Here is a 2,185-nt window from a genome sequence, read left to right as displayed (position 1 = left end):
CGGTCAAAGATGCCGCCGCGCACATAGCCAGACCCCTTGAAGCTGTACAGACCGCGCCCGAAGATCGCGACGGCATCGTCGCCTTCGGCCAGCCAGCCGGTCAGGTTTTGCGCCTCGGCCTCGCCCAGCAAGGCGCGGGCAATTGCAGGCTGGGACACCAGTGCCGCATCCATTTCGATGAATGTAGAGTCGGGCGGTTGGGTCAATGCGCGCCGTTCCGCACGGGGATCGCCAAGTGCGGCAAATGCCTCGTTCACCTCGCCCACGGTCAGCGTCAGGCTGCGGATCGTGCCGTCGCCCAGAAGGGCCTGCCAGTCCGTCGCCGCCTCGGCCTCGGGGTTCAGGCGGAACTTTGGCCCCTGATCGGCCGCCGGGGCCAGCCCGCCCAGCCCAAGCGCGCGCGCGACCTTCAACCCGGCCCGAACGATGGAATCGTCGATCACCATCACCGTGACCGTCGCACCGGAAATAATGTCCAGATCATGCGCTGACCCGTGTGCCCCGGCCTCGGCCACCAAATCCAGCCCCCGGTAATTCGCGACCAGAGCCTTCATCTTCGAATCGGGAATACCGATCAGCACAATGGGTTCGGAATGCCTGACCAGCAGCGCGCCGGTCACTTTCGCGTCGTCATCCACCGCGACAAGGGTGTGAATCGGCTTGCCCGAATAGCCGGTGGTCGAGACGAAATCCGATGTGACAAAGGCCCAGCCGATCCTCTGCCCGGCGGCCATCACCGGCGCGACGGGCACATCCTCGCGGATCGGACCAAAGGCATCGGCCCCCTCGACCAGCGCATTGGCGGAAATGTCTGGCAAAAGACGGGCCAGAACCGTTTCGGCCCCCACGGGCAACGTGCCCAGAACAACAAATATCACAAGCAGAAGAAAGCGCATCCGGGGGCCTCAGGACGTTACGTGGCGGGAATCGGCTGACAGGATGCCGCAGGCCGCAACGTTGCCCCCCCACCGCGCCGGAGGACCACGCGACCACGGGCGCAACTGCCGCAGCGGTGGATGCGCGACCGGCGCGGGCCAGGACGCCTGCCAGCAGATCGCCCCCCCGGGCACGACGACCTGCGCCGCAACCGGCGTCAGCGCCGGAGACGTCAGGCAGCAGGGACAATCGCAGCAGTTTTCCGCAGGCCGGGGCGGGCCATAGGCATCGGGCAGCACCACCCTTGCAGCACCTTCATCGCCGCAGATGATCATCGCGGTTCCGTCGAAAGCCGCCACCTGACGCGCCGAAACCCCGGCCGCATGCAGGCACAGCGTCAGGACGCCCAGCAGGATTGCGATCTGGCGGAACGGGTGCTTCATATTGCCCCGGTTAACCGATTCCGGTCGCGCGATCCTTGACTTTGATCAGGCCGGAATGTCCTAAACGGTCATGTCAACTGGCCGCGCGCCGGCTGTTTCGCGCGGTTTTCATCTGTAGCCGCAAGGAAATCGACCATGACCAAAGAACCCGACACTCTGTCCCCGACCTCGCCGCTGCATCAGACGGCCAGCCCGGTCGAAAGGATCATGGCGCTGGACATCGCCGAGCCTGCCCGCGACCAGCTTGAGCCGCGCAAGCAGTCTTATTTCGCGAAATGCGAGGAAAAGCTGGGCTTTGTGCCCAATGTGCTGCGCGCCCATGCCTTCGAGGCCGAAAAGCTGGATACATTCATCAATCTTTACAACCATATCATGATGGGCGACAGCGAATTGTCACCGCTGGAACGCGAGATGATCGCGGTCGTGGTGTCATCCGTCAACCGCTGTTTCTATTGTCTGGTCGCGCATGGCGAGGCGGTGCGCGCCCTGTCCGGAAATCCCCGTCTGGGCGAGGCGCTGGTGATGAATTACCGCGCCGCGGGGCTGCAACCGCGCCAGCAGGCCATGCTGGATTTCGCCGCCAGGCTGACCGAAAAACCCGCCGAGATCGTCGAGGCCGACCGCCAGAACCTGCGCGACCACGGCTTCAGCGACCGGGGCATCTGGGACATCGTGGCGACCGCATCCTATTACGCCATGTCGAACCGCATGGCCATCGGGACGGATATTCAGCCGAACCCGGAATATCACGCACAATCCCGCTGACAGCGGCGCAGCCGCCGGGACGCTTTGCCACCTTTCCATTCAGAGGCAGAGAGGCGACAAGGTCCGGATATGTCCGGCGGCAAGTCCGGCGTTGGTGCCGT

At 64.4% G+C, this 2,185-nt stretch carries 3 protein-coding genes; 1 reads left to right on the top strand and 2 read right to left on the bottom strand.

All coding sequences use genetic code 11. The features are described from left to right. Nucleotides 1-896 (bottom strand): FMN-binding protein (locus ACK5L9_RS23095; protein WP_416913801.1); only part of this gene is annotated, 896 nt, incomplete at its 3' end. A 9-nt stretch (nt 897-905) separates the two neighbouring features. Continuing rightward, on the bottom strand, nt 906-1,319 hold the full coding sequence (locus ACK5L9_RS23090) for a hypothetical protein (protein ID WP_416913800.1): 414 nt from the start codon (nt 1,317-1,319) through the stop codon (nt 906-908). 207 nt (nt 1,320-1,526) lie between these two features. Here ACK5L9_RS23090 and ACK5L9_RS23085 point away from each other — a divergent pair, with 207 nt between their 5' ends. Then, nucleotides 1,527-2,084, top strand: a complete 558-nt coding sequence (locus ACK5L9_RS23085; RefSeq protein ID WP_416913802.1) for a peroxidase-related enzyme — start codon at nt 1,527-1,529, stop codon at nt 2,082-2,084. Nucleotides 2,085-2,185 lie beyond the last annotated feature (101 nt).

The organism is Paracoccus sp. (in: a-proteobacteria), assembly GCF_047973135.1.
Taxonomy (GTDB): domain Bacteria; phylum Pseudomonadota; class Alphaproteobacteria; order Rhodobacterales; family Rhodobacteraceae; genus Paracoccus.
The sequence above is the reverse complement of the archived record's forward strand: the minus strand, read 5'-3'. Positions and strand labels throughout refer to the sequence as shown.